At 70.6% G+C, this 25253-nt stretch carries 21 protein-coding genes; 12 read left to right on the forward strand and 9 right to left on the reverse strand.

All coding sequences use genetic code 11. The annotated features are described in order from the left end of the window. Positions 1 to 9 precede the first annotated feature (9 nt). Positions 10 to 1146: a LysM peptidoglycan-binding domain-containing protein gene (locus J2Y70_RS03560; protein WP_309913420.1), complete on the reverse strand. Its 1137-nt coding sequence runs from the start codon at positions 1144 to 1146 to the stop codon at positions 10 to 12. A 135-nt stretch (positions 1147 to 1281) separates the two neighbouring features. Between J2Y70_RS03560 and def the strand changes: the two genes are divergently transcribed. The 8 genes from def to J2Y70_RS03600 all read left to right on the forward strand — a co-directional run bounded on the left by def (position 1282) and on the right by J2Y70_RS03600 (position 10312). Then, on the forward strand, positions 1282 to 1794 hold the full coding sequence (def, locus tag J2Y70_RS03565; RefSeq protein ID WP_263395954.1) for a peptide deformylase: 513 nt from the start codon (positions 1282 to 1284) through the stop codon (positions 1792 to 1794). A gap of 113 nt (positions 1795 to 1907) precedes the next feature. Next, a complete protein-coding gene (gene fmt / locus J2Y70_RS03570) occupies positions 1908 to 2831 on the forward strand; it encodes a methionyl-tRNA formyltransferase (RefSeq protein ID WP_309913423.1) in 924 nt (307 codons plus the stop codon). Between the two features lie 16 nt (positions 2832 to 2847). After that, positions 2848 to 4167 carry a 16S rRNA (cytosine(967)-C(5))-methyltransferase RsmB gene (gene rsmB / locus J2Y70_RS03575; protein ID WP_309913426.1) on the forward strand — a complete coding sequence of 440 codons (1320 nt, stop codon included), beginning with the start codon at positions 2848 to 2850 and terminating at the stop codon, positions 4165 to 4167. Between the two features lie 25 nt (positions 4168 to 4192). Further along, on the forward strand, positions 4193 to 5908 hold the full coding sequence (locus J2Y70_RS03580) for a glycosyltransferase family 39 protein (protein WP_309913428.1): 1716 nt from the start codon (positions 4193 to 4195) through the stop codon (positions 5906 to 5908). 64 nt (positions 5909 to 5972) lie between these two features. Continuing rightward, on the forward strand, positions 5973 to 7004 hold the full coding sequence (locus J2Y70_RS03585; RefSeq protein ID WP_309914663.1) for a glycosyltransferase: 1032 nt from the start codon (positions 5973 to 5975) through the stop codon (positions 7002 to 7004). Positions 7005 to 7054: 50 nt separating this feature from the next. Further along, complete coding sequence (locus J2Y70_RS03590; RefSeq protein ID WP_309913433.1) at positions 7055 to 8359, forward strand: O-antigen ligase; 1305 nt, start codon at positions 7055 to 7057, stop codon at positions 8357 to 8359. An 85-nt stretch (positions 8360 to 8444) separates the two neighbouring features. Further along, positions 8445 to 9278 carry a glycosyltransferase family 2 protein gene (locus J2Y70_RS03595; protein WP_309913435.1) on the forward strand — a complete coding sequence of 278 codons (834 nt, stop codon included), beginning with the start codon at positions 8445 to 8447 and terminating at the stop codon, positions 9276 to 9278. Then, positions 9278 to 10312 (forward strand): CDP-glycerol glycerophosphotransferase family protein, encoded by a 1035-nt coding sequence (locus tag J2Y70_RS03600; protein ID WP_309913437.1) that lies wholly within the window; start codon positions 9278 to 9280, stop codon positions 10310 to 10312. Before J2Y70_RS03595 ends, J2Y70_RS03600 begins: the two co-directional genes overlap by 1 nt. A 31-nt stretch (positions 10313 to 10343) precedes the next feature. Here J2Y70_RS03600 and J2Y70_RS03605 read toward each other — a convergent pair whose 3' ends face one another. From J2Y70_RS03605 to ribA, 3 genes are all read right to left on the reverse strand, one after another. Further along, positions 10344 to 11849 carry a PH domain-containing protein gene (locus J2Y70_RS03605; protein ID WP_309913439.1) on the reverse strand — a complete coding sequence of 502 codons (1506 nt, stop codon included), beginning with the start codon at positions 11847 to 11849 and terminating at the stop codon, positions 10344 to 10346. Beyond that, positions 11846 to 12298, reverse strand: a complete 453-nt coding sequence (locus J2Y70_RS03610; RefSeq protein ID WP_309914668.1) for a PH domain-containing protein — start codon at positions 12296 to 12298, stop codon at positions 11846 to 11848. The genes J2Y70_RS03605 and J2Y70_RS03610 overlap by 4 nt, the downstream gene beginning before the upstream one ends. Before the next feature lie 265 nt (positions 12299 to 12563). Further along, positions 12564 to 13688 carry a GTP cyclohydrolase II RibA gene (ribA, locus tag J2Y70_RS03615; RefSeq protein WP_309913442.1) on the reverse strand — a complete coding sequence of 375 codons (1125 nt, stop codon included), beginning with the start codon at positions 13686 to 13688 and terminating at the stop codon, positions 12564 to 12566. A gap of 310 nt (positions 13689 to 13998) precedes the next feature. Here ribA and J2Y70_RS03620 point away from each other — a divergent pair, with 310 nt between their 5' ends. Next, the gene (locus J2Y70_RS03620; RefSeq protein WP_309913444.1) at positions 13999 to 14520 is read left to right on the forward strand and encodes an N-acetyltransferase family protein; all 522 of its coding nucleotides are present in this window, start codon (positions 13999 to 14001) and stop codon (positions 14518 to 14520) included. Between the two features lie 9 nt (positions 14521 to 14529). Here J2Y70_RS03620 and J2Y70_RS03625 read toward each other — a convergent pair whose 3' ends face one another. Next, positions 14530 to 15444 (reverse strand): lauroyl acyltransferase, encoded by a 915-nt coding sequence (locus J2Y70_RS03625; RefSeq protein ID WP_263395943.1) that lies wholly within the window; start codon positions 15442 to 15444, stop codon positions 14530 to 14532. A gap of 174 nt (positions 15445 to 15618) precedes the next feature. Here J2Y70_RS03625 and dtd point away from each other — a divergent pair, with 174 nt between their 5' ends. Beyond that, complete coding sequence (gene dtd / locus J2Y70_RS03630; RefSeq protein WP_309913447.1) at positions 15619 to 16059, forward strand: D-aminoacyl-tRNA deacylase; 441 nt, start codon at positions 15619 to 15621, stop codon at positions 16057 to 16059. 110 nt (positions 16060 to 16169) lie between these two features. After that, positions 16170 to 18029 carry an RNA polymerase sigma factor RpoD gene (gene rpoD, locus J2Y70_RS03635; RefSeq protein ID WP_309913450.1) on the forward strand — a complete coding sequence of 620 codons (1860 nt, stop codon included), beginning with the start codon at positions 16170 to 16172 and terminating at the stop codon, positions 18027 to 18029. 205 nt (positions 18030 to 18234) lie between these two features. Here the strand turns inward: rpoD and J2Y70_RS03640 are convergent, their stop codons facing one another. The 3 genes from J2Y70_RS03640 to J2Y70_RS03650 all read right to left on the reverse strand — a co-directional run bounded on the left by J2Y70_RS03640 (position 18235) and on the right by J2Y70_RS03650 (position 21959). Beyond that, a complete protein-coding gene (locus J2Y70_RS03640) occupies positions 18235 to 19521 on the reverse strand; it encodes an AGE family epimerase/isomerase (RefSeq protein ID WP_309913453.1) in 1287 nt (428 codons plus the stop codon). Positions 19522 to 19608: 87 nt separating this feature from the next. Continuing rightward, positions 19609 to 20913: a sugar MFS transporter gene (locus tag J2Y70_RS03645; protein ID WP_309913455.1), complete on the reverse strand. Its 1305-nt coding sequence runs from the start codon at positions 20911 to 20913 to the stop codon at positions 19609 to 19611. After that, entirely contained in the window at positions 20910 to 21959 is a 1050-nt protein-coding gene (locus J2Y70_RS03650) for a LacI family DNA-binding transcriptional regulator (protein WP_263395939.1), read from the reverse strand. The genes J2Y70_RS03645 and J2Y70_RS03650 overlap by 4 nt, the downstream gene beginning before the upstream one ends. 131 nt (positions 21960 to 22090) lie before the next feature. Between J2Y70_RS03650 and J2Y70_RS03655 the strand changes: the two genes are divergently transcribed. Then, positions 22091 to 24475, forward strand: a complete 2385-nt coding sequence (locus J2Y70_RS03655; RefSeq protein ID WP_309913459.1) for a GH92 family glycosyl hydrolase — start codon at positions 22091 to 22093, stop codon at positions 24473 to 24475. Positions 24476 to 24804: 329 nt separating this feature from the next. Here J2Y70_RS03655 and J2Y70_RS03660 read toward each other — a convergent pair whose 3' ends face one another. Then, positions 24805 to 25209 (reverse strand): helix-turn-helix domain-containing protein, encoded by a 405-nt coding sequence (locus J2Y70_RS03660; protein ID WP_309913462.1) that lies wholly within the window; start codon positions 25207 to 25209, stop codon positions 24805 to 24807. Positions 25210 to 25253: the final 44 nt, after the last annotated feature.

A 25253-nucleotide genomic window follows, 5' to 3' on the forward strand; every position in this document is an offset into this window, starting at 1 on the left:
GTGCGCGGGTCAGCGCGCGTCCGGGTGTTTGGCGTCGTAGCCGATCCGGATCGGCTTGATCCCATCCATCACCAGCGCGTAGCTGACCTTGTCGAAGGTGCGGAACACCATCGCGTGCGCGGCGTACTCGTCGGGCAGGGCCACGGTGCCGCGGCCGCCGGTGAAGCCGTCGTCGGCACGCGAGGTGTTCGGGCGGTGCACGCGGTCGTTGACCCGGGTGCCGTGGCGCCACAGCGAGACCACGGTGCCGTTGTCGATGCCTTCGCGGGTGCCGCCGGAGAGCGCGATCACGTCGTGCGGGCCGGCGGCGCTGAACGCGTCGGCCACCGCCAGCACCCGCAGCCCGGCCTCGAGCGCCTGCGCCGAGGGCGGATGCGGCACGAACTGCAGGTCGTAGGGCTGCGCCTCGACCGCGATCAGGCGGTCGCCGGCGCGCACTTCGCGGGCGCTGTCCTGCAGCAGCAGGGACGTGGCCTGGCTGCCGTCGGCGGAGACGCGGGTGACGGTGCCGATGTTGACCTGGGCCAGTTCGTAGCCGAGGGTCTCGCGGCGCTTGTTGTCCGGCGCCACGAAGGTCTGCCACAGGTTGCCGGTGCCCGGGGTGCTGCGGCCTTCGTTGTTCAGGTCGTCGCTGAGCCTGGGCAACTCGTAGCGGACGGTCGGGCGGACCACCGCGTAGCGCTGCCCGGCCTGCGCGTCGCCGAGCCCGGTCGCGTAGACCGTTTGGCCGCTGGTGGCGCGCAGGCGGTTGTCCTCGACGCCGACCACGTAGGGCAGCTCGTCGATGCTGTCGGCCACGCGCAGGTTCTTCAGGAACGGCTCGACGTCGGACAGCGGGATCGCGTCGATCGGCGCGTCCTGGCGCGGGCCGGGCTTGACCGTGCCGCGGGCCACGCGGTCCAGGTAGGCCAGGCTGAGCACGTCGCCGGGGTAGATCAGATGCGGGTTCTGCACCTGCGGGTTGGCCTGCCAGATTTCCGGCCACAGCCACGGCTTGCCGAGGAAGCGCCCGGCGATGTCCCACAGCGTGTCGCCCTTGCGCACCACGTAGGTGTCAGGGTGTTCGGCAGCCATGCTCGCGGAAGCGGCATAGGTCGCCACGGTAAGCATCGCCACGGCGACGACCGTACGGAGTCGATTGAACATGAGTGCGAAGCCTGATTCCCCAACAGGTCCGCGCACTATAGTCCAGAACCCAGGGCGCGGCGCAAGCGCCGGCGAGAACGGAGTAGAATTGGCCGGCCTTGCCGAATTGTCCGGCGCCCCCAACTGGGTACCGCTATGGCCCTGCTCCCCATCCTCGAATTCCCCGATCCCCGCCTGCGCACCAAGGCGGTGCCGGTCGACCCTGCCGAAGTGACCACCCCGGCGTTCCAGCGCCTGCTCGACGACATGTTCGAGACCATGTACGAGGCTCCCGGCATCGGCCTGGCGGCCAGCCAGGTGGACGTGCACAAGCGCTTCATGGTCATCGACGTCAGCGAGGAGAAGAACACCCCGCAGGTGTTCATCAACCCGCAGATCGTGCAGCGCGACGGCGAGCAGGTGTACCAGGAAGGCTGCCTGTCGGTGCCCGGCATCTATGCCGACGTGGCCCGCGCCGACGCCATCGTGGTGCGCTACCTGGACCGCCAGGGCCAGCCGCAGGAACTGTCCAGCGACGGCCTGCTGGCGGTGTGCGTGCAGCACGAGATGGACCACCTGGACGGCAAGCTGTTCGTCGACTACCTGTCCCCGCTCAAGCGCGAGATGGTGCGCAAGAAGCTGGCCAAGGCGCGCAAGCACGTGGCTTGAAGGCCGGGATTCGGGATTGGGGAGTGGGGATTCGTCATAGCGAATCGGATCCCTTCCGGTCGCCGAGTCCTGCCGTTGCCAATCCCTAATCCCCACTCCCGAATCCCCGCCCAATGAAAATCGTCTTCGCCGGTACGCCGGACTTCGCCGTGCCGTCGTTGCGCGCGGCCGCGCAGCGCCATGAGGTGGTTGCGGTCTATACCCAGCCGGACCGGCCGGCCGGGCGTGGCCGCGGGCTGACTCCGTCGCCGGTCAAGCTGGAGGCGGTGGCGCGCGGCATCCCGGTGCTGCAGCCGGACACGCTGCGTTCGCCGGACGCGCTGCAGACCCTGCGCGCGCTGCAGCCGGACCTGCTGGTGGTGGTGGCCTACGGCCTGATCCTGCCCAAGGCGGTGCTGGCGATCCCGACCCATGGCTGTTGGAACGTGCATGCCTCGCTGCTGCCGCGCTGGCGCGGCGCCGCGCCGATCCAGCGCGTGATCGAGGCCGGCGACAGCGAGACCGGCGTGTGCCTGATGCAGATGGAAGCGGGCCTGGACACCGGCCCGGTGCTGATGTCGCAGCGCACGCCGATCGGCGACACCGAAACCGGCGGGCAGTTGCACGACCGCCTCGCCGCGCTCGGCGCGCAGGTGCTGGCCGACGGCCTGGGTCTGCTGCGCGCCGGCATCCGCCCGGTGCCGCAGCCGCAGCCCGAGGCCGGCGTCACCTATGCGCACAAGCTGGACAAGGCGCAGGCGCGGCTGGACTGGCAGCAGCCGGCGGCGCAGCTGGCGCTGCGGGTGCGCGCGTTCAATCCATGGCCGATCACCGAAGCGGTGCTGGCCGGCGAGCGCGTGCGCGTGCACGGCGCGATCGCCCTGGACCTGGCCCACGCGCAACCGCCGGGCACGGTGCTGGCCGCCTCCAAGCAGGGCATCGACATCGCCTGCGGCCAGGGCGCGCTGCGCCTGCGCGTGCTGCAGCGCGACGGCGGCAAGGCGATCACCGCCGCCGACTACCTCAACGCCCGGCGCGATCTGCCGGTGCTGGCCTGAACCGGCGCCACCGGCCATGACACAGGCGCCTGCCGCCGCCCTGCCGCCCGGCGTCGCGCCACGCGTCGCCGCCGCGCGCGTGCTGGCCGCGGTGATCGACCGCGGCCGTTCGCTGAAGGCCGAACTGGCCACGGCGTTGCCGGCGCTGCCCGATCCGCGCGATCGCGCCCTGGTCGAGGCGATCTGCTTCGCGGTGCTGCGCCGGCGTCCGGCCTACGAGGCGGCGCTGCGGCTGTGGCTGCAGAAGCAGCTGCCGCAGCGCGACGCCGAACTGCGCACGCTGCTGATGGCCGGGTTCGCCCAGCTCGACGTGCTCGGCCTGGCGCCGCACGCGGCGCTGTCGGCGACGGTGGAGGCGGCGCGGGCGCTGGACCGGCCGCGCCAGGCCGGCATGGTCAACGCCTTGCTGCGCCGCGCGCTGCGCGACGGCCTGCCGGCGGTCGCCGCCGACGCCGGCTGGCCGCTGTGGCTGCGCGATGCGCTGCATGCCGACTGGCCGCAACAGGCCGAGGCGATCTTCGCCGCCAGCCAGCAGGCGGCGCCGCTGTGGCTGCGGGTGAACCGCCAGCGCGGCACCCGCGAGGCCTATCTGCAGCAGCTGGCCGAGGCCGGCATCGGCGCGCAGGCGGTGCCGGACCTGGCCGATGCGATCCGCCTGGCCGAGTCGGTGGCGATGAGCGCCTTGCCCGGCTTCGCCGACGGCTGGGTCTCGGTGCAGGACGGCTCGGCGCAACGGGTCGCCGACGTGCTGGCGCCGGCGCCGGGCGCCCGCGTGCTGGACGCCTGCGCTGCGCCCGGCGGCAAGTCCGCGCACCTGCTCGAGCGCGATCCGACGCTGCGCCTGACCGCGCTGGACGTGGACGCGCGGCGCCTGGCGCGGGTCCGCGAGACCTTCGCGCGTACCGGCGCCGGGGCGCAAGCCGTGCTGCAGGTGGCCGATGCGGCGCAGCCCGACGCCTGGTGGGATGGGGTGGCGTTCGATGCGGTGCTGCTCGACGCGCCGTGCTCGGCCACCGGCATCGTGCGCCGCCAGCCCGACGTGCTGCTGCACCGGCGGCGCGAGGACGTCGTCGCGCTGCAGGCCTTGCAGGCGCGGCTGCTGGACGCCGGCTGGCAGGTGCTGCGGCCGGGCGGGGTGCTGGTCTACGCGACCTGTTCGCTGCTCAAGGACGAGAACGCGCGGCAGCTGCAGGCGTTCCTGGCACGCACCGCCGATGCCGTGGCCGAGGACCCCGGCGCCGCCTGCGGCCACGCGGATGGCGGCGGCCGCCAGCGCCTGCCTGGCGAGCAGGATCGCGACGGTTTCTTCTATGCGCGGCTGCGCAAGACGGCGTGAAGCGGCCCCGGTATCATCCCGTCCCATGCTGAAGACCCGCGCGTCCCGAGAATTCTGGTTGCTGGCCCTGCTCGCGCTGCTGGTGCTCGGCGCCGGGCTCGGCCTGCGCGACCCGCACCCGGCCGACGAACCGCGCTTCGCGCTGGTCGCCAAGCAGATGGTGGACAGCGGCAACTGGCTGTTCCCGCACCGCGGCACCGAGCTGTACTCGGACAAGCCGCCGATGCTGATGTGGCTGCAGGCCTCGTTCTATGAGTTGTTCGGCAACTGGCGGGTGGCGTTCCTGCTGCCGTCGCTGCTGGCCGGGCTGGGCACGCTGGCCTGCGTCTACGACCTGGGCCGGCGACTGTGGACGCGCCGGGTCGGCATGTACGCGGCGTACGCGCTGCTGTTCGCGTTCCACTTCACCTACCAGGCGAAGAAGGCGCAGATCGATCCGTTGGTGGTGTTCTACATCACCCTGGCCAACTACGGCCTGTTGCGCCACGTGCTGCGCGGACCGGACTGGCGGATGTGGGCGCTGGGCTGGTTCGCCGCCGGCCTGGGTACGATCACCAAGGGCGTTGGCGCGCTGGCGCTGCTGATGCTGCTGCCTGCCGCGGCCGCGTCGCTGGCGCAGTGGCGCGGGGTCAGGGTCGGTGCGCGCGATCCGCGCTTCTGGCTGGGGCCGCTGGCGTTCCTGGGCGCGGTGTCGATCTGGCTGGTGCCGATGGTGGCCACGGCACTGTCGGCGCACGAGCCCGAATACCGCGCCTACCTCGACGACATCCTGTTCCGGCAGACCGCCGGGCGCTACACCAAGTCCTGGGACCACCCGCACGGGCCGTTCTACTTCTTCGGGGTGATGCCGAGCATGTGGCTGCCGCTGCTGCTGGCCCTGCCATGGGCGATCCCGGCCTGGGCGCGGCGCCTGCGCCGGCGCGATCCGCGCTATCTGCTGCCGCTGGCGTGGTGGGCGCTGATCGTGCTGTTCTTCTCGATCCCGACCGGCAAGCGCGACGTCTACATCCTGCCGGCGCTGCCGATGCTGTGCCTGGCGATGGCGCCGCTGATCCCCGGGCTGCTGCGCAGGACCGGGGTCAAGCGCCTGCTGCTGGCGTTCACCGTGCTGCTGACCGTGGCGCTGGGCGCGGTCGGCGCGGCGGTCCTGGCCGGGCACGGCTTCCGCGCGCAGATGATGCAGGAGCGCGGCGTGGACCTGCCGACCGTGCAGGCGCTGGGCTGGATCCTGCTGGCGATCGGCCTGTGGGGCGTGGCCAGCCTGGCGGTGTTCGCGCGCCGCCGCCCGCACCTGGCGATGGCGTCGACGCTGAGCATGCTGTGGGTGCTGGTCGGGCTGATGGTGTATCCGTTGATCAATCTCTCCAGCTCCGCACGCGGAGTGATGGAAGCGGCCGGCCGCCGCATCGGCCCGGATGCCGAGCTGGGCCTGGTCGCATGGAAGGAGCAGAACCTGCTGATGGCCGACCGCGCCGCGACCACGTTCGGTTTCGTGGTGCCGTGGGACCAGCAGTTGCGCCGCGGCGTGGCCTGGCAGGCGCAGGCGCCGCAGCGCCGCTGGCTGCTGGTGCAGGAAGCGGCGATGCTCGGCTGCATCGATCGTGGCGCCAGCACCCTGGCCGGCGTGTCCAACCGCCGCAACTGGTGGCTGGTGCCGGCCGGCGCCGTGCACGGGCAATGCGTGGTCACCGGCAGCGACCGCGATCGCCTGCGCGAGCAGGATAAGGACCGCTTCGAGTGAGCCGCGGCCGCGCCTGCTTCGCTCGCAACGCAGGCGCCATGCGCGCAGGAGGGCGGGCGTGCCGATGCGCCTGATCCGGGTCATCAGCCGCGACAACGGCGGCGGCCTGAGCCGCGACCTGCAGGTGGTCGCCGAGACGCTGCGCAACGGCGGTCGCTATCGGGTGGAGGTGCTCGGCTTCGGCACCGTACGCTTCGCCAACCACCTGCGCGAACTGCGCCTGGCCCTGCGCAGCCTGCTGCGCGGCCGCGCCGACCTGCAGATCTTCCTGGAGCGGGTCTATCCGCGCTGCCTGGGCGCCGGCCGCCGCAACGTGCTGGTACCCAATCCGGAATGGTTCCGCAGCAAGTGGCTGCGCTGGCTGCCGCGCTTCGAGCGGGTGCTGTGCAAGACCCGGCAGGCCGAGCAACGCTTTTCCACGCTGGGCCCGGCGACCGCGTTCATCGGTTTCTGCAGCGACGACTGCTACCGCCCGCAGGTGCCGCGCGAGCGCGCCTGCCTGCACGTGGCCGGGCGCAGTTCGGCCAAGGGCACCGCGGTGCTGCTGCAGACCTGGGCGCGCCATCCGGAATGGCCGCGGCTGACCGTGGTGCAGAGCGCCAAGAAGTCGCGCCCGATCGAAGCCGCGAACATCGACTACCTGACCGGCTACCTGGACCAGCGCGAACTGCGCCGGCTGCAGAACGCGCATCGCTTCCACCTGTGCCCGTCCGAGGTCGAGGGTTTCGGCCACTACATCATGGAAGCGCTGAGCGTCGGCGCGGTGGTGATCACCACTGACGGTGCGCCGATGAACGAACTGGTGGGCGCCGAACGCGGCATCCTGATCGCGCCGGTCGGCGAGCGCGCGGACAATTTCGGCGTGCGCTACCAGATCGACGCGGCCGGCATCGAGCGGGCGATGGCGCAGGCGCTGGCGCTGGCGCCGATGCAGTGCGATGCGCTGGGCACCGCGGCGCGCAGCTTCTTCGAATCGCGCCAGCGCGAGTTCGGCGAGCGCCTGCAGGCGGCGGTGGCCGATCTGCTCGGCGATGCGCCGCCGCCGGCCACGTGTGCACCGGCCAGTAGCGGCCGCGTACAGGTCAGGTCGGGTTAGGGGTAGAGCTTGGATCATCGCCCACCACCGTCTTTCCGTCCGCTTTCCAGATGACCGAAGAAGCCGCATCGCATCGCGCCGCATCGCCGCTGGCCGCGTCCTCCTCCCCTCGCCATGTGCTGGTCGAGCGGGCGGCTGCGCTGGGCATGCTGTGCCTGCCGGCGCTGGTGGTCAGCATGCCGGGCGGGTTGTTGCCGTTCGGCCTGCTGCTGCTGGCGACCAGCCTGCTGGCGCTGGGCCGCATGCGCCGCGCCGCGGCCGGGCTGCAGCCGTCGCTGCGCTGGCTCGGCGTGCTGGCGCTGCTGGTGATCGGGCTGTCGGTGGTCTCGCTGCTGTACTTCGGCCAGCCGCTGAAGGACATCGACAACCGCACCCGCTTCCTGGTGCTGCCATGGGCCGCGCTGTGGGTCTACGCGCTGCGCCCGCCGCGGCAACTGCTGTGGTGGGGCGCGCTGCTGGGCATCTTCGCCACGCTGGCGGTGGCGGTCGTGCAGGTGCTGCACGGCGAGCCGCGCGCCGAAGGCTGGACCAACGCGATCGTGCTGGCCGACGTGGTGCTGATGCTGATGGTGGTGGCGGTGTTCTGCCGGCCGCACGGGCACTGGCCGTGGACCATCGTCGCGATCGTCGCCGGTTGCGCGACCATCCTGCTCAGCGGCAGCCGCGGCGTATGGCTGGGCATGTTGCTGCTGCTGGTGGTCACCGCGCTGTGCGTGCGCTGGCGCAGCGGCGGCGCGCGGCTGGTGATCCTGGGCGTGCTCACCGCACTGGCGGCGACCCTGGTGTTGAGCGTCCCGGCGCTGACCCGGCAGACCCGCCTGGCCGAGCTGCATCACGACGTGCAGCGCTACGAGCGCGGCGACAGTGATTCCTCGGCCGGCGCGCGCATCGAGCGCCTGCAGGTGGCCGCCGCGACCTTCGTCGAGCATCCGCTGGTCGGGGTCGGCGTGGGCCGCTTCGACAACGCGATGCTGCGCCTGCCGGATTGCCGCGGCAGCACATGGGTGGAGCGTTGCCATCTGGGCCATGCGCACAACGACCTAGCCGAATGGAGCGCGACCCAGGGCCTGCCCGGCACGCTGCTGATCGTGCTGGTCTACGGCGTGCCGCTGTGGCTGCTGGTGCGCCTGTACCGGCGCCGCCCGCACCGCGAGTTCCATGGTCCGGCCGCGACCGGGATCATGGTGGTCGCGGCCTACATCCTGTGCGGCATGACCCAGTCGATGTTCGCGCACCAGGTGACCACCGGCTTCTACGTGTCGCTGGTCGGCGTGCTGATCGGGCTGGCGGCCTGCGATGCCGCCGCGCCGCGCGTGCGCGACGGCGCCGCTGAACGGGCTGCCGGAAGCCGGTAGACTGCCGGTCCCGCATCGCCAAGCGGTGCGGCGCCGTCCGCGCCGCGACCGCAGCTTGCACCGCTCCTTTCGGATACCGAGCGCCATGGCCGACGCCGCCGCGATCACCCTGCCGCTCAGCCTGGTGGTGATGACCTACAACGAAGCCGCCAACATCGCGCGCTGCCTGGACAGCGTGCCGTTCGCCGCCGACAAGCTGGTGGTGGACTGCGGCAGCAGCGACGACACCGTGGCGATCGCGCGCGCGCATGGCGCGCGCGTGGTCGAACAGGCCTGGCTGGGTTTCGGCGCGCAGCGCAACTTCGCCTCCACCCAGGCCGCGCACGACTGGATTCTGGTGCTGGACGCGGACGAGTTCCTGTCCGATGCGCTGCGCGCCGAATGCCTGGCGCGGCTGCCGCAGGTGCTGGCCGAGGACCGGCTGGACGCGGTGTGGCTGCGTCGCAGCACCTGGTACATGGGCGCGCCGATGCGCTGGTACCGGCCGATGGTCGGCGAGCGCCTGGCACGGCTGTACCACCGCGGCCGCGCGCGCTGGAGCGATGCGCGGGTGCACGAATCGCTGCGCTTCGACGGCGCCAGCGCCGAATTCGCGCCGCCGTTCAACCACCTGCACAACCCGACCCTGGTGCACAAGCAGCTCAAGGTGCTGCGCTACGCCGAACTGAAGGCGCTCGGCTGGCGCGACAAGCGCAAGCCGGTGAGAATGTGGCAGAGCCCGTTCGTCTTCGTCGGCGCCTTCCTCAAGGACTACCTGCTGCGCCTGGCGGTGCTCGACGGCTGGCGCGGCTTCGTGGTGGCGCAGACCGCGGCCAGCTACGCGCTGTACAAGCGCATGCGCTACTACGAGATGCAGTACAACCCGGCCTCGGTGGAGCAGGCGCGGGCGCAACTGCAACGCCACGATCTGGAGCACTGATGAGCAAGCACTACCTGCTGTACGGATCGGAGCGTTATGCGCTGGCGATCCTGCGCCCGCTGCAGGCGGCGATCCGCGCGCGCGGCGACGAGGCGGCCTGGTTCTTCGACGGCCCCGGCGCCGCCGACCTGAGCGCCGACGAGCGCCATCTGGCCACGGTCGAGGAGGTGCTGGCGTGGAATCCGTACGCGGTGATCACCTCCAGCAACGCGGTGCCGCATTTCTTCCCCGGGGTGAAGGTCGAGACCTTCCACGGGTTCGATGCCGGCAAGCCGCGGCACATCTACGTGCGCGGCTTCTTCGACCTGTACTGCACCACCGGCCCGCGCGACACCGCCGCGTTCGGCGCGCTGGCGCGCAGGCTCGGCCACTTCGCGGTGAAGGAAACCGGCTTCCCCAAGATCGATCCGTTCATGCGCGAGATCGGCGGCGACTTGGCGCCGGTGCGGCAGCCGCCGGTGATCCTGTACCACTCCACGTTCTCGCCGTCGTGGAGCGCGGCCGGCATCCTCTACGACGAGGTCGCGCGGCTGTCGCGCAGCGGCGAATGGCGCTGGATCGTGACCTTCCATCCGAAGATGGATCCGGACGTGGTCGCGCGCTACCGGGCGCTGGAGAGCGAATACCTGCAGTTTGCCGACAACGACAACATCCTGGAGCTGTTCCCGCAGGTGGACATGATGTGTTCGGACACCTCCTCGGCGCTCAACGAATTCCTGCTCACCTACAAGCCGGTGGTGACGTTCAAGAACCGGCGCCCCGGCCCGCAGCTGATCGACATCGACGATCCGGCGCAGTTCGAGCCGGCCATCCGCCGCGCGCTGGCGCGGCCGCCGGAACTGATGGCGGCGATCCGCGCGTTCGCCGACGGCCTGCATCCCTACCGCGACGGCCAGTCCAGCGAGCGCGTGCTGCGCGCGATCGACGATTTCGTCGCCGAGGGCGCGCGCAACCCGCGGCGCAAGCCGTGGAATTTCTGGCGCAAGCTGAAGATCCGCCGGCGCATCGGCTACTGGGGCCGCGGCGCGCGTTGAGCCGGCGCGTGGCCGGGTGCGGCGCGCGCCGCTACCAGCGCAGCCGGCGCCGCGCCAGCGCGCGGCTCAGTTGCAGGTACAGCGCCTGCGCTTCGGTCTCGGGCAACAGACGCACCCGCAACGGCGGCTCGCCATGGCGGGCGCCGGCGGTATCCAGCCACAGCGTGGCGGTGCCGCAGCAGCGGTCCAGCGGCGAGCGGGTCAGCTGCAGCGCCTGCAGCTTGTCGATCTCGGCCAGCCGCCACCAGCGCGTCCACCAGCCGCCGCGCACCGCCACGTAGCGCGCGTCCACGGCATAGCCCATGCGTTGCGCCTGGCGCCAGGCCTTGAACGCCGACCACGGCAGCCACAGCAGCGACAGTGCGGCCCAGGCGCCGAACGGGCGCCACAGCGCGGCGCAGGCCAGCGGCACCAGGCACGCTGCCGGCAGGCACAGCCGCCACCAGCAGCGCGTGGCGATCGCATGCCACTGCGGCGGCGGCCACGCGATCTGCGGCAGCAACCGATGCAGCAGCGCATCGCAGGCGGCCGGGGTCGCCAGCGGCGCCAGTTCCTTCAGCGCGCGGCCCTGCTCGCCATGCCCGTCCATCACCGCGGTGTCGATGTGCAGGCTGCGCCGCCGCAGCAGGCGGTGCAGCATGCCCTCTTGCAGGGTCCAGGCCTGGATGCGGCGCCGCGCCACGCTGGTACGCAGCCGCGCCAGCAGGCCGCGCTCCACGGTCAGGCGGCGTTCGCTCTCGCTGAGCCGGAAACCGTGGTACTGCAGCAGCGCCAGCGCCATCGACAGCACGCGCATGCTCAGCAGCAGCGTCGCTAGCATCAGCGCCAGGGTCACCCCGCCGGCCATCCAGCCCAGGTGCAGGTGGCTGGCGTAGCCGAACAACTGCCGTCCGTAGTGCTCGATCGCGTTGGAGACCATGCGCTCGGGGAACAGTTGGTAGGTGGCGCCGAATGCGGCCGCCACCACCACCATACCGCGGTTGGAGATCAGTCCCTGGCGTAGCACTTCCGAAGTGGGCAGCGCCAGCAGCACGTCGCTGGCCGACGCGGCATCGGCGCTGGCCGGGTCGGCCTGAGCACGGTGGCGGATCTGCCGTTCCAGCGCCAGCGCCTGGTCCAGCCGTAGCACCCGCATCTCCGCTTCCGGCTTGGCCCCGCCGGCCGATTCCAGGCGGACCTCGGCCACGCCGAACAGGCGGTGCAGCAGCGACTGGTGCACGACCACGTTGTGGATGCGCGCGAACGGGATCTCGCGCAGGCTGCGCTGCAGCCAGCCGCTGCGGATGCTCAGGCTGTCGCGGCCGATCCGGTAGTGGTAGGTGAGGTAGCGCAGCAGCGAGACGGCGATCAGCGCGCTGCCCACCGCCAGCATCACCAACTGGTCGATGTGGTCGTTGCGCCCGTCGCGGCCGCCGAACACCGCCAGCACCAGCAGCGGCAGCAGGAACTGCTTGAGGTGCTGCAGCAGCACGAACAGCCACGACCACGGATGCAGGCGCCGGACTGCGATGTCCTCGGCGTCCAGGGCCGCGCTCACAGCGCGTCGTCGTCGTGGTCGAGCTGGTGCGCCAGGCGTTCGCGCAGGCGCTCGGCGTCGGCCTGGTCCAGGCCGGGTACCGCCACCGCGTTGTGGCGGGTGCCGGCGGTATGCACCACCAGCGTGGACAGGCGCGCGGCGCGCTGCAGCGGGCCGTGGCGCAGGTCCAGGTGCTGCACCCGCGAGATCGGGATGTGCGCCTCGCTCTGCCACCAGCGCCCGCGGCGCAGCGCCAGGCCCTGCGCATCGAGCCGCCAGCGGATCAGGCGATGGCGCTTGAACCCCACCCAGGCGCCGCCGAGCGCGCCCAGTGCCGCCGCCGCGGCGCCGATCGGCAGCGCCTGCGCGCTGTGCAGGCCAAGGCCGAAGATGGCCGCGCCGATCAGGATGCTGCAGCCGAGCATGCTGCCGCCGCCGAGCGCGGCCAGCCAGGCGCCGCGCACCGGCAGCGGCTGCCAGCCGTCGTCGGCCGGGCCCGCGTCGGCCGACGGCGCATCGGCGCCAAGCGCGGCGGCGGGAGGATCCAGGGACGGCGGTGCGGTCACGGCGGGTTCTCGAAGCGGTGGACGGCACGGCTTGCGCGCCGGCAGGCCCCGATCGTAACGCGGGCGGCGCCCGGCTGCGTTGTCGCCGGGCACGAACCGGGCAGGTGCCGGCATGGAACGCCCCTCGCCGGGCGGAAATGCCCCGCCATCGCGGGGCCGCGGCCTCAGATCAGCGCACGGCGCGGATCAGCGCGTCCACGTCCAGCGCATGCCCGGCACGGGCCGCCTTGGTGCGCAGATAGCCTTCGTTCTCGGCGGTGATCGCGCCGGTGATCGGGATGCGTTCGACCACCTCGATGCCGGCCGCGCGCAGGCGCTCGGCCTTGGAGGGGTTGTTGGTCAGCAGGCGCACGCGCTGGATGCCGAGCCCGCGCAGCATCGCCACCGCGCTGCCATAGCGGCGCTCGTCGGCGCCGAAGCCCAGTTGCGCGTCGGCGTCGATGGTGTCCAGTCCGTCGTGCTGGTAGCCGTAGGCGCGCATCTTGGTGGCGATGCCGGTGCCGCGGCCTTCCTGGTCCAGGTACAGCAGCACGCCGCCGCCGAGTTCCTGGAGCTTGGCCAGGCCATGCCGCAGCTGGTCGCCGCAGTCGCACTTCAGCGAACCGAACAGGTCGCCGGTGAGGCAGGAGGAGTGCACCCGTACCGGCACCGGTGCGGACAGGTCGGGCTCGCCGATCAGGATCGCGACCTGGTCGCGCTGCGCCACGCCGCCGCGGAACACCGCGAACTCGCTGTTGCCCAGGTCGCGCAGCGGCACTCGGGTGCGGGTCACCAGTTCGTAGTTGCCGGCGGCGCTCATCGCGCAGCCGTGCTCCAGGTCGTCCAGCTGCAGCGACTGGCAGCCCTGGAAGGCGCTGGTGTCCGCGCCCAGGTCCACCGCGATCATCGCCGGCAGCAGCAGGCCCAGGCGCGCGATCTCCACCGCGCCGGCGTCCAGCGCATCGCCCGGCACCCAGTGCGCCGGCACCGGGCCGTCGCGCAGGTAGGCCAGCGCCGCCAGCGCGTCGTAGGACTGGCCGGCGAGGGCGACGCGCGCGCCTTGCGGCGCGGCCAGGCCCAGCACCTGCGCGCGCGGCGGGGTCAGGAACAGGTAGTGCCGCTGCGCCGCCGCCTGCGCGAAGCTCTGGTAGGACTGCGCGGTGCTGCTGTCCAGCGCCAGCACCGCCCGCGCATGGCCGTGGCGGTCCTCGATGACCACCGGACGCCCGGCACGCAGTTCCGAGGCCGCGCGCTCGCTGCGGATCGCGGCGGGGTCGCCGAAGGCGTGCACGGAGGTGGGGACGGGGCTGGTCATGCACGACTCCAAATGGGGATCTCCGGCGCCGCTTCAAGGCTTGCCGGCGCCGCAGCGCCCGGCCCGCGCGGCTGTGGGCCGGGCGCGGCGGCGGTTCCGGCCGGCCATTGTCGCGTGGTTTGGCCGTGCCGCCAGCATGCGCAGGATGGAACGCACTGTGCGCCGCGCCGCCACGCATCGCATGCAACCGCTGGCCGGCGCGCGGTCACTCACTGGATCGTGGCCGCGATCGCCGGCAGGTGGGGGCGGGCATGTTCAAGCGCGGTCGATTGTTTTCTACTACGCCGGACCCGTTCTCCAGGACCTGCGCATGCACCTCGTCGAATGCACCGAACAGCGCCACGCCGGCGCGATCCTGGACATCTTCAACGAGGCCATCGTCCATTCCACCGCCCTGTACGACTACCGGCCGCGGCCGCCGGAGAGCATGGCTGGCTGGTTCGCGGCCAAGCGCGCCGGCGGCTTCCCGGTGATCGGGGTCGAGGACGTGGCCGGCACCTTGCTCGGCTTCGCCAGCTACGGCACCTTCCGCGCCTGGCCGGCGTTCAAGTACAGCGTCGAGCATTCGGTCTACGTGCATCGCGACCATCGCGGCAAGGGCCTGGGGCGGCGCCTGCTGCTGGCGCTGGTCGAGGCGGCGCAGGAACGCGGCGTGCACGTGCTGGTGGGCGGCATCGACGCCAGCAACGCCGGCAGCATCGCGCTGCACGAGCAACTGGGCTTCGTGCACGCCGGCACGGTGCGCGAGGCCGGCTTCAAGTTCGGGCGCTGGCTGGACCTGGCGTTCTACCAGCGCATTCTCGCCAGCCCGGCCGAGCCGCACGACGATTAGCGGCTGCGGCTAATGCGGATGTTTGGCCGTGGCGTAGGGATTGGGTTCGGCCGGATCCGGGCGCAGCGTGTAGCGCTTGTAGGTCCACTGGTATTGCGCCGGGTCGCGGCGCGCCACCCGCTCCACGCCCTCGTTCAGCGCGGTCGCGGCGCGCAGTGGGTCCGGGTCGGCGATCGCCTCCGGCGCCGGCTGCACTTGCAGCGCGAACTCCAGGTCGTTGCCGACCCGTTCGCACCAGGCGAACAGCACGATCGCGCCGGTGCGCTCGGCCAGCCGGTTGACCAGGGTCATGGTCAGCGCCGGCACGCCGAAGAACGGCGCGAACACGCCGTCGCCGGCCTTGGGCTGCTGGTCCGGCAGGATGCCGACCGCGCCGCCGTCCTTGAGCACCTTGAACAGTTGCCGCACCGCCGGGCCTTCGGCGCGCACCTGGCGCACGTTGTCGCCGCTGCGCACCTTCTGCAGGAAGGCGTCGCCGACGTCGGAGGCCGGCGCGCGGTAGACGATGGCGATGTCCCCGCGCGAGGCCAGCCACTGGTTGAGCAGTTCCCAGTTGCCGAAGTGCGGCGCGGCCACGATGACCCCGCGCCCGGAGGCCAGCGCCGCGTCGTAAAGCTCCTGGCCGTAGCGCTGGCGTAGCCGCGCCAGGTTCTGCGCCGGCGGCCGTGTCCACAGCACCAGCGTCTCGAACGCCTGCCTCGCAGTGGAGCGCAGCACGTCGTGGTGCAGCGCGATGCGCTCGCTGGGCAACAGGTCCGGATAGGCCAGCTCCAGGTTGCGGCGGGTGACCCGGCTCTCGCGCGCGTCCTGGCGCAGCCACAGCCAGGCCAAGCCGTCGGCCAGGCGCCGCAGCCACGGCCAGGGCAGGCGCGCCACGGCGGCGGCGCAGCGGTACAGCAGGGTCGCGAGCGTTGCAGGTTTCATCGCCCCAGTTTATCCGCTGCGCCGGTCGCGCCAGGCCGGCGCGGTCGCAGGGGCCGATCGGGGTCACGGATCGTGACGGCTCGCCAGCCGCCGCGACCCGGTCATCATGCCGGCGGGATGACAGCGCCGCGCCGAACCCGGATGCTCCCGAGTCCCGAGTCCCGAGTCCCGCCCATGCTCTCCCTGATTCAACGCGTCACCCAGGCCGCGGTCAGCGTCGATGGCCACGTCGTCGGACAGATCGGTCCCGGCCTGCTGGCGCTGGTCGCGGTGGAGCCGGGCGACGACGAGGCCAAGTTGCAGCGCATGGCCGAGCGCCTGCTCGGCTACCGCGTGTTCGCCGACGCCAGCGGGCGCATGAACCGCTCGCTGCGCGACACCGGCGGCGGCTTGCTGCTGGTCAGCCAGTTCACCCTGGCCGCGGACACCGGCTCGGGGATGCGCCCCAGCTTCACTACCGCCGCGCCGCCGGCCGAGGCTGAACGCGGCTTCAACCGATTGCTGGAAATTTGTCGGGAACGGCATCCGCTGGGGGTGGAAAGCGGGCGCTTCGGTGCCCATATGATCGTCAGCCTGGTCAACGACGGCCCGGTCACCTTCCTGCTCCGGCCTTAATCCGGGGCGCTCCTGGCGGAGCGATTCGCTCCTCGTCCGGCAAGCGGCGGTCCGGGCTGTTATAATGCTAGGTTCACTCATTCATCTACCTGCCGGTGGCGCGAGCACTCATGGCCAACGAACGTCCTGCCCAGCAATCCGACATCAAGCTACTGATCAGCAAGGGCCTGGAACAGGGCTATCTGACCTACGCCGAAGTCAATGACCATCTGCCCGACGACCTAGTCGATCCGGAGCAGATCGAAGACATCATCAGCATGATCAACGGCATGGGCATCGACGTCCATGAAGTCGCCCCCGACGCCGAGACCCTGCTGCTCAACGACGGCAACACCGGCAATCGCGAAGTCGACGACACCGCGGCCGAAGAAGCCGCCGCGGCGCTGACCGCGCTCGACACCGAAGGTGGTCGCACCACCGACCCGGTGCGCATGTACATGCGTGAGATGGGCACGGTCGAGCTGCTGACCCGCGAAGGCGAAATCGCCATCGCCAAGCGCATCGAGGAAGGCCTCAGCCAGGTCCAGGCCGCGCTGGGCGCGTTCCCGCTGGCGGTGGAGACCCTGCTCGAAGACTACGAACAGCACAAGGAAGGCAAGAAGCGCCTGGCCGAGATCGTGGTCGGCTTCAACGACCTGATCGAGGAAGAGCCGGCGCCGGCCGTGGTCGCCAGCGACGACGACAGCGCCGCCGATGCCGATGCCGACGACGACGACGAGGAAGTCGAAGCTGCCGAGGAAGAGGCCGGCCCGACCGGTCCGGATCCGGCCGAGGTCGCGCGGCGCATGGAAGTGCTGGCCACCGAGTACGCCAAGTTCAAGAAGGCGCACGCCAAGAACGGCGCCGAGCACAAGCTGGTCACCAAGCTGCGCACCGACATCGCCGAGGTGTTCGTCACCTTGAAGCTGCCGCTGCCGCTGACCGACGTGCTGGTGCGCAAGCTGCGCGACACCATGGCCCAGGTCAAGGATCACGAGCGTCGCGTGCTGCACCTGGCCACGCATGTGGCGCGGATGCCGCGCAAGGATTTCATCCGCTCCTGGGAAGGCAACCAGACCAACGTGGCCTGGGTCGACGACGCACTGAAGCGCAAGCAGAAGTGGTCTTCGGCGCTGCGCGACGTCAAGGACCAGATCGTCGCCGAGCAGGAAGCCACCGTGGCGGTGGAGCAGGCGACCTACCTGAGCCTGACCGAGCTGAAGGAAATCAGCCGGGCGATGGCCTATGGCGAAGCCAAGGCGCGCAAGGCCAAGAAGGAAATGGTCGAGGCCAACCTGCGCCTGGTGATCTCGATCGCCAAGAAGTACACCAACCGCGGCCTGCAGTTCCTCGACCTGATCCAGGAAGGCAACATCGGCCTGATGAAGGCCGTGGACAAGTTCGAATACCGCCGCGGCTACAAGTTCTCCACGTATGCGACCTGGTGGATCCGCCAGGCCATCACCCGTTCGATCGCCGATCAGGCGCGCACCATCCGTATCCCGGTGCACATGATCGAGACGATCAACAAGTTGAACCGCATTTCCCGGCAGATGCTCCAGCAGTACGGCCGCGAGGCCACGCCGGAGGAGCTGGCCAAGGAAATGGACATGCCGGAGGACAAGATCCGCAAGGTGATGAAGATCGCCAAGGAGCCGATCTCGATGGAAACCCCGATCGGCGACGACGAGGATTCGCATCTGGGCGACTTCATCGAGGACACCAACGTGGAGTCCCCGATCGAGAACACCACCAACATCAACCTGTCCGAGACCGTGCGCGACGTGTTGGCCGGGCTGACTCCGCGGGAAGCCAAGGTGCTGCGCATGCGCTTCGGCATCGACATGAACACCGACCACACCCTCGAGGAAGTCGGCAAACAGTTCGACGTCACCCGCGAGCGGATCCGGCAGATAGAGGCCAAGGCGCTGCGCAAGCTGCGTCATCCCAGCCGCTCCGAACAGCTGCGCAGCTTCCTCGATATCGACTGATCGAGCGCGGTTCGCGGCAACGAAAAAGCCCCGCATGTGCGGGGCTTTTTTGTGGGCGAAGGTGCCGAATCAAGCGGTGCGCAGCATCCCTGTAGGAGCGGCTTCAGCCGCGACCGGATCTCACCGGTAACGCCCGGTCGCGGCTGAAGCCGCTCCTACAGGAAGCAGCAGAGGCGCCGGATCGACGGCGCCTCGCGTGGTCCGCCTACGCGAACGCCCGGCTGCCGCGCATCACCGCCAGCACATCGTGGCAGGCGCCCATCGTGTGGTAGTCGGTCTTGCCGGCCGGGCTCTTCTCGTCGCTGTAGCTGCGGTTGTCGCGGCTGAGGATGCGGAACCAGGCGCCGTAGCGGTGATCGACCAGGTGTTCCCACGAATACGTCCACAGCCTGTCGTAGGCGGCGCGGTAGCCCGCATCGCCGCTTGCGGCCAGCAGCCGCGCGGCGGCGGCGATCGCTTCGGCCTGCACCCAGAAGTACTTGTCGTCGTCGCAGAAGTAGGTCGGGCCCTGCGCCACGTCGGGCACGCCGACCACCGGCTCGGCTTCGGTGCCGGAGGCGAAGCCATAGACGATGCCGCCATGCTGCGCGTCCCAGCCGTGCGCCAATGCGGTGTCGAACAGGTGCCGTGCGGTCGGCAGCAACCACTCCGGCGCAGCGCCATCGGCCGCCTGCAGATGCCCGTGCAACAGCACCAGCAATTTCGACCATTCCACCTGGTGGCCGGGCTGGAAACCCCATGGCCGGAACAGGTCCTTGGGGTTGTCGCGGTTGTAGTCCCAGTCCACCTGCCAGTTGGCGTCGTAGTGCTCCCACACCAGGCCGCCGGCCAGCGCCGCTTGGCGGCGGGTGATGTGGTCGGCGAGCAGCAGCGCGCGCTGCAGGTAGCGCGCCTGGCCGCTGGCCTCATAGGCGGCGATCAGTGCCTCGCACAGGTGCATGTTGGCGTTCTGCCCGCGGTAGCCGGAGAACTGCCAGTCGGGCGTGGCCTCGTCGCGGTACAGGCCGGCGGCCGCGTCCCAGTAGCGGGTTTCCAGCAACTGCCAGGTCTCGTCCATCCACGCGTCGGTATCGAGGCCGGCCTTCTTGGCGGTGGCGTAGGCCAGCAGCACGAAAGCGGCGCCATAGGCGTGCTGGGTGCGGTCCTCGGCGACGCCGTCGCGCAGGGTCCACACGTAGCCGCCGCTGGCGGCGTCGCGGTGCACCTCGCGCAGGTAGCGCAGGCCGTGGCGCGCGGCATCCAGGTACTCGGCGGCCAGCGCCGAATCGGCGAACTCGTTGGCCGCCATCGCGTAGTTGAAGACGAAACGGGTACTGCTGACCAGGTGGCGATGGCCGGCGTCGTACACGCTGCCGTCGTCGCGGAAGTAGTGGAAGAAGCCGCCGGCCGGATCGATCGCGCGCGGGTGGTAGAAGGCCATGGTGTCGGCGATATGCGCGCGCAGCACGGCGGCGTCGGCGAAGTCGGGCAGGGGCGTGGCGGGCAGATTCATGCGGTCGCTGGGAGTCATGTGGTGGGGGAAGGGGAGAACAGCCACGCGCAGGCGCGGCGGCAACGCGCCGCCGCACCGTTTCGCGCGTCAATGCATCGCGCGCGCCACCGGCGTGGCGCCCGGCGCCTCGGCCGGCAGGTTCGCCGACAGCCGCGAGCCGCGCAGGCCGTACCAGAGGATGTAGGCGTAGCACAGCAGCGGGATCACGAAGGCGTGCTGGATGCCGACCACGTCGGCCAGCGCGCCCTGCGCCAGCGGCACCAGCGCGCCGCCGACGATGCCCATGATCAGCAGGCTCGAGGCCTTGCTGGTCAGCGGGCCGAGGCGTTCGATGGCCACGGTGAAGATGGTCGGGAACATGATCGAGTTGAACAGGCCGATCGCGATCACGCTCCACATCGCCACGTGGCCGGTGCTGATCATGGTCACGATCAGCAGCAGCGAGGCGACGCCGGCGAAGGCGGCCAGCAGTTTGCGCGCGGGGATCACCTGCAGCAGCGCGGCGCCAGCGAAGCGGCCGACCATCGCGCCGCCCCAGTAGAACGCCAGGTAGCGGCTGGCGGTGGCTTCGGTCAGGCCGCCGGTGGTCGGGCCGGAGATGTAGTTGATCAGGAAGCTGCCGATCGACACTTCCGCGCCGACGTACATGAAGATCGCCACCACGCCCCACAGCAGGTGCGACTGGCGCAATGCGTCGCCGAAGCTGTGATGCGACTCGACGCTGCCGGCGTCGTCCTCGCGCAGCGACGGGATCCGCATCACCAGCACGAACACCGCCAGCAGCAACAGGCCGCCGGCCAACAGCAGGTACGGCACCTGCACCGATTGCGCCTGCGCGCCGCGGTAGGCGGCCTGCTCGAGCGCGCTCATCGCCGCGATCTTGTCGGCCGACAGCACCGCGCCGGCCAGGATCAGCGGGCCGATCAGCAGCGGGAAGATGGTGGTGCCCAGCGAATTCAGCGCCTGCGCGAAGTTGAGCCGGCTCGGTGCCTTGTCCGGATTGCCGATCAGGCTGATGTACGGGTTGGCCGCCACCTGCAGCAGGGTGATGCCGCTGGCCAGTACGAACAGCGCGGTCAGGAACAACGGATACGACGGCAGCCGCGCGGCCGGGTAGAACATCGCCGCGCCGATCGCCGCGACCACCAGGCCGATGACGATGCTGCTCTTGTAGCCCACCCGCGCCACCACCGCACCGGCCGGCAGCGACATCAGGAAGTACGCGCCGAAGAAGGTGAACTGGATCAGCATCGACTGCGCGTAGTTCATCTGGAACACGGCTTTCAGATGCGGGATCAGCACATCGTTGAGGCTGGTCAGGCCGCCCCAGGTGAAGAAGATCATGCTGACCACCGCGATGGCGGCAGTGTTGGACAGCGGACGACGGCTCATGCAGCGACTCCGGGAACGGGCGATAGGGCGACACGGCTGCTGGCACGCAGGCACAACCGGGACGGGGCGATGGTAAGCGCAGGCAGCGCCTGTTGCTGGCGCAGCGCGTCCAGCACCAGCCGTGCGGCCTGCATGCCGCATTCGCGCGGGGCGACGGCGACGGTGGACAGCGGCGGGGTGGCGACGGCGGCTTCGGCGATGTCGTCGAAGCCCATCAGCGCGTAGTCGCGGCCGGCGTGGCGGCCGCGTTCGGCCAGGCCGCTGGCCAGGCCCAGCGCGACCACGTCGTTGTAGCAGACCAGCGCGGTCGGCAATGGATCGCGCGCGCACAGCGCGCCGGCCTGGCGCGCCGCTTCCAGCCGGGTCGGCGCGCATTCGATCAGCCAGTCCGGATCGGCGGCGACGCCGGCGGCGGCGAGCGCGTCGCGGTAGCCGGCGCGGCGTTCGGCGCAGGAACTGGACTGGCGGTGGCCGCCGAAGAACGCGATCGCGCGGTGGCCCAGCGCCAGCAGGTGCTCGGTGGCCAGGCGCGCGCCGCGGCGGTTGTCCAGCGCCAGCAGCGGCCAGTCGCCGTCCAGCGCGCGGTTGAACAGCAGCACCGGCAGCCGCGTGCCCAGCAGCTGGCGCAGCCGCGCCGCGTCGGTGTTCTCGGTCGGCGACAGGATCAGCGCCGCCGGCTGGTGCTCGATCAGCGAGGCCAGTACGGTGTGCTGGCGCTCCGGCGATTCGCCGGTGCTGCCCATCAGCATCACGTAGCCGGCCTCGGCCAGCGCCGCGTCCACGCCGCCGGCGAATTCGGCGAAGAACGGATTGGCCAGGTCGTTGACCACCAGCGCCACCGCGTTGGAGGCGCGCCCGCGCAGGCTGGCCGCGCCGCGGTGGTAGACATAGCCCTGCCGCGCGATCTCCGCCGCTACCCGCGCGCGCGTGTCCGCATGCACCAGCGGACTGTTGCGCAGCACCAGCGACACGGTCGCCCGCGACACGCCGCAGGCGGCGGCGATGTCGGACACGGTGACGCGTTTGTCGGCGGGGGACGACGGCACGGCGATTAGACCGGTTCAAAAGGCCGCCCATCCTGCGCCGTCGTGACCCACCGCGCATTTTGCAGTGCAGCAAAAGGCGCGGCGGCTTTTGTGGTATCCGTTTTGGACCGATTCGATCCGGGGAGGACTCCATGCGTAGCACCTTGACCAAGCGCGCCGCCGCCGCGCTGCTGCTGGCCGTGCTGTGGCCGGCGGCGAACGCCGCCACCAAACAGGCCGCCACCGACCCAGGTGCGCGTGCGGTCGCCGCGGTGGACCCGTTCATCGGCACCGGCGGCGAAGGCCATACCTATCCCGGTGCCACGGTGCCGTTCGGCATGGTCCAGCTGAGCCCGGACACCCGCATCCAGCCGCGCAAGGAGGCCTACGGCTGGGCCGCCGGCTACCGCTACGACGACCGCAGCCTGGTCGGCTTCTCCCACACCCACTTCTCCGGCACCGGCCATTCCGACCTGGGCGACGTGCTGCTGATGCCGATCAGCGGCGCGGTGCGGCTGGAGCGCGGCGACCCGGACAAGCCCGGCAGCGGCTATAGCTCGCGCTTCCGCCACGACGACGAACGCGCCGAGCCCGGCTACTACGCGGTGACCCTGGACGACTACAAGGTGCGCGCCGAACTCACCGCCAGCGCCCGCGCCGGCGTGCACCGCTACACCTTCCCCAAGGGCCAGCCGGCGCACGTGCTGCTGGACCTGCGCACCAGCATGTACGACTACCCCGGCAAGATCAGCTGGTCGCGGCTGCGCCTGCGCGCCGACGGCACCGTCACCGGCTTCCGCGAAACCCGCGGCTGGGCGCCGGGCCGGCAGCTGTACTTCGCCATGCGCTTCTCGCAACCGCTGCGCGGCCACGCCTTCCACAACACCGAGCAGGACGTTGCGTACAAGGGCTTCCCGCCGCCGGGCGACAACGACCCGGCGCAGCGCGCGCAGATCGAAGGCCGCCAGCTGGTGGGCAGCTTCGATTTCGGCGACGCCGGCCGCGAGCCGCTGCTGGTGAAGGTGTCGATCTCGCCGGTCAGCGAAGACAGCGCCATCGCCAATCTCGAGGCCGAGGTGCCGGGCTGGGACTTCGACGGCGTGCGCCAGGCCGCACGCGCGCAGTGGGCGCAGGCGCTGGGTGCGGTCGAGGTGGACGCGCCGGCAACGCAGCGCACCCAGTTCTACACCGCGCTGTACCACAGCCTGCTCGGTCCCACCCTGTTCATGGACAGCGACGGCCGCTACCGCGGGCCGGACAACGCCGTGCACCAAGCGCAGGGCTATACCAACTACTCCACGTTCTCGCTGTGGGACACCTACCGCGCGCTGCACCCGCTGCTGACCCTGGTGCAGCCGCCGCAGCGCACCAACGACATCGTCAACTCGTTGCTCGCGCATCGCCAGCACAGCCCGTACGGGGTGCTGCCGGTGTGGTCGTTCCAGGGCCTGGAGACCTGGTGCATGATCGGCTACCACGCCGTGCCGGTGATCGCCGACGCCTACATGAAGGGCATCCGCGGCTACGACACCGACGCCGCGCTCGAGGCGATGGTCGCCAGCGCCGACTACGGCCCCTACGACGGCATCGCCCAATACCGCGAACTGGGCTACGTACCGATCGACGAGGAGGGCGAGGCCGCCTCCAAGACCCTGGAATACGCGTTCGACGACTGGACCATCGCACGCATGGCGCAGGCGATGGGCCGCAACGAGGTGGCCAGCACATTCGAAAAGCGCGCCGGCAACTGGCGCCACGCCTTCGACGCCAAGACCGGCTTCATGCGCGCGCGCAAGCGCGACGGCAGTTTCCGCGAGCCGTTCGATCCCAGCGCCAGCGGCTACGGCAGCGACTACACCGAAGGCAATGCCTGGCAATACTCCTGGTACGTGCCGCAGGACGTGGCGGGCCTGGCCCGCGCGCACGGTGGCGAAGACAAGCTGCTGGCGCGGCTGGACCAGGTGTTCGAGGCCAAGGTCGATCCCAAGGTGTTCGAACACATGGAAGACATCACCGGCTTGATCGGCTGGTATGCGCATGGCAACGAGCCCAGCCACCACGTCGCGTATCTGTATGCATACGCCGGGCAGCCCTGGCGCACCCAGGCGCGGCTGCAGCAGATCATGCGCAGCCAGTACGCAGCGCGTCCCGATGGCCTGGCCGGCAACGACGACCTGGGGCAGATGTCGGCGTGGTACGTGTTCACCGCGCTGGGCTTCTATCCGGTGGCGCCGGCCAGCAACCAGTACATCATCGGCCGCCCGTTCCTGCCGCACGCCACCCTGGCGCTGCCCAACGGCGAGCGTTTCAGCGTGGTGGCCGAGGGCCTGGACGATGCGCATCCCTACATCGGCAGCGTCACCCTCAACGGCCGTCCGCTGGACCGCGCCTTCCTGCGCCACGAGGAGATCATGGCCGGCGGTGAACTGCGCTTCACTCTGCAGGCCGAGCCGAACACCGCCTGGGCTGCGGGCGAGGGCGCGCAGCGCGCGTACTCGATGAGCGAAGGTGGGGAGGGCGCGCAGCGGGGCCAGTAACGCCCCGGCGAGTGCCCCGTGCCGAGGCCGCCCGCACCGTGCGTGCGGCCGCAGCGTGCCTATGGCGCAACGGTTAAAACAGAGGGCTCGTAGTCCTCAGGTGCGAATCCCGCCAGAGCCACCACAAGCCAGGCGCTTTGGCGTCCGCCCAGTGCCTTTTGTGCCATCGGAGAAGTGCCGGAAACTCGGCGCGTGCGAAGTGATTTCACGACTGGCACGCCGCGCGATTGCCGCGCCCGTCCTAGGCGGCAGCCGATGCCCGGCTGCGTCCTGCTGTCGCCACGGCTCTCATGCACGGCCGGCACTGCCGGCAACCGCCGCTGAGACTGTCACGCACTGCGTTGGGCATCGAAGTGCTGCCGGCATTGGCGAAAATCTTCGGCGCGTTCCACCACCCACGTCCACATGGGAATCATCAGTACCAGCAGGTCCTTGCCCAATGGGGTGATGCTGTACTCGACGCGAGGAGGCACCTCATTGAAATCGTGCCTGCCTATCAGGCCATCCCGTTCGAGTTGCCGGAGGGTGCGCGTGAGCATGCGCTGCGTGATCCCGGTCATCCTGCGCGCGAGATCCGCATGCCGCAGCGTTCCGTAAACGCCAAGCGCGTGGATGATGCCCAGGGACCAGCGATTGCCTGCGTGCGCCAGAACCTCGCGGCGTAGCCCATCGTCGTCGGCGCTCATCCCGTCGCATATCAGTTGGGAATGCTGCAGGAGTTCATCGGAACTCATGAATGGAGCGGTTGGTATCACGGGTGTGCCTTCTTCTGTGTGGT

It is taken from the genome of Xanthomonas sp. 1678, assembly GCF_031455575.1.
GTDB lineage: Bacteria > Pseudomonadota > Gammaproteobacteria > Xanthomonadales > Xanthomonadaceae > Xanthomonas_A.